The organism is Promicromonospora kroppenstedtii DSM 19349, assembly GCF_000515355.1.
Taxonomy (GTDB): domain Bacteria; phylum Actinomycetota; class Actinomycetes; order Actinomycetales; family Cellulomonadaceae; genus Promicromonospora; species Promicromonospora kroppenstedtii.
The window spans coordinates 201540-203648 of sequence record NZ_KI911740.1 but is presented as its reverse complement, the minus strand read 5'-3'; the positions used below and the strand labels follow the sequence as shown (position 1 = coordinate 203648).

General features: G+C 74.2%; 2 protein-coding genes. One reads left to right on the top strand and one right to left on the bottom strand.

Annotated elements, in window-relative coordinates; all coding sequences use genetic code 11:
- Positions 1 to 94: 94 nt before the first annotated feature.
- Positions 95 to 1645 carry an MFS transporter gene (locus PROKR_RS23370; RefSeq protein WP_157602574.1) on the top strand — a complete coding sequence of 517 codons (1551 nt, stop codon included), beginning with the start codon at positions 95 to 97 and terminating at the stop codon, positions 1643 to 1645.
- 1 nt (position 1646) lies between these two features.
- Here the strand turns inward: PROKR_RS23370 and PROKR_RS23365 are convergent.
- Positions 1647 to 2109: histidine phosphatase family protein (locus PROKR_RS23365; RefSeq protein ID WP_169736534.1), on the bottom strand; the 463-nt coding region annotated here is incomplete at its 5' end.

The following is a 2109-nucleotide window of genomic DNA, read 5'->3' as shown; positions in this document are numbered from 1 at the left end:
CGGCGGGGTCGCGGCGGCGGGGTCGCGGCGGCGGGGTCGCGGGTCGCGGGTCGAACTTCTCCATCGAGACCTAAGTTTCTTCGCTTTCGGGCGGGTGAAAGCGAAGAAACTTAGGCCACGAAAGAGGGAAGAGGGCCGAAACCCTGGCGCCGGAGCCAACCGACCGGTTGGATGTGCGGTCATGAGGATCACCAGCCTGACGAGCGCCCGAATCGCAGTGGCCGCGGCGTTCTTCGCGCAGGGCTTCGTCTTCATCAGCCTCACCACCCGGCTGCCGCGGTTCCTGGAGCAGTGGGGCATGGACGAGGTGGCGCTGTCGCTCCTGCTGCTCATGATGGTGCTGCTCGCGGGGGTCGGATCCCTGGTCGCCGAGCGCGCTGCGCACCGCATCGGCAGTGCGCCGATGCTCCGCCTGGGGCTCGCCCTCATGGTCGTCGCCGTCCCCACGATCACGGTCGCTCCCGCGATGGCGTTCTTCGTGGGCGGGGTCGCACTCTACGGTCTCGCGCTCGGCCTGGTCGACGCCACCACGAACATGCAGGCCGTCGATCTCGAGCACCGGTACGGCCGACCCATCCTGCCGTCGTCCCACGGCTACTGGACCACCGGCGGCATCACCGCCGCGATCATCGCCCTGGCCACCGGGCGCCTCTCGCCCGAGGTCGGCGCGGCCGTGGCCGTGGTCCCGCTCGCGATCGCGTTCGCGCGGTTCCTCCCGCGGGTCGTGTCCGGGGCGGGGGCGCCCGGGCTGGTCAGCCCGGTTCCGGGTCCGACCCCGGGTCCGACGACGGCGGGGGCCGGCTCTCCCGGCGTCCACTCGCCGAGCGGCGGCATCCCAAGCTCTGGCATACCGAGCTCTGGTTCGCCGAGCGCCGGTTCCCCGGGCAGCACCCCCGCCCCGGTCCCGTGGCGGCCGATCTGGCTGGTCGGGGCCGGACTGGTCGTCTTCTACATGGTCGACACCACGGCGTCGGCCTGGGGCCCCGTCTACCTGGCGCGGTCCTTCGACGCGCCCGGCAACCTCGTCGCACTGGCGACCTTCCCCTACCTCGTGACGTCGATCGTGGTGCGCCTCGCGGGCGGGCAGCTCGTGACCCGGTTCGGTGTGGTGCTGCTGCTCCGGATCGGCGCGGTCGTGGCCTGCGGCGCCCTCACCCTCGTCGCGCTCGCACCGACCTGGCAGGTCGCGGTCGCCGGGTTCACGATCCTCGGTGCGGCGGTCGCCCTCGTCGCGCCGCTCAGCTTCTCGGCGGCGGGGCGCATCGCGTCCGGTCCGGCATCCGATGCCGTGTCCGGCCCGGCATCCAGCGCCGCGTCCGGTCGGGCGGACGGCGGGGCGGACGGCGCTGTGCCCGCCGAGGCGTCCGGCCTCACGTCGGGCACGGCGTCGGCCAACGCGTGGGGCACGGTGTCAGGCACGGCGTCGGGCACGGGCGACGTCGTCGAACCCGACCGCGCCCGCACCGACGCCGTGATCGCGCGCTTCAACCAGTTCAACTACGTGGGCGCGCTGCTCGGCTCGGTGCTGACCGGCTTCGTCGGCGCCGAGAACCTGCGGCTCGGCTTCGCCCTGCCGGCTGTCCTGGTGCTGGCCCTGGTGCCGCTCGCCCCGGCGTTCGCACGGGGGGCGCTCAGCCGTCGGTAGCTCAGCCGTCGGTAGGGACGCCGACGGCGGTCACCTCGGTGCTGCCGTCCTGCCACAGGCGCAGCACCGACAGCGACGCCGGCGGGATCCGCAGCCGGGACCAGGTCGCCGCGGGCGCGCCCAGCGCCTGCCCGACGGCGGTCCGGATCTGTCCGGCGTGCCCCACCACCACGACGGTGCGATCCACGCCACCTGCCAGCAGCTCGGCCAGCCCGTCCCATACGCGGGCGCCGAGCTGCGCGTACGACTCGCCGCCCGGCGGCTCGAACGTGCCGGTCGAGCGCCACTGCGCCAGTGCACCGGGCCACTCCTGCTCGATCTCCGGCACCGTGCGCCCCTCCCACTGCCCGAACCGGAACTCGGCGAACCGGTCGTCCGTGCTGACGTGCAGCCCGAGGCGCCGTCCGACGGCGGCCGCCGTCTCCTGGGCGCGCACGGCCGGGGACGCGACGAGCGCCGTCGGG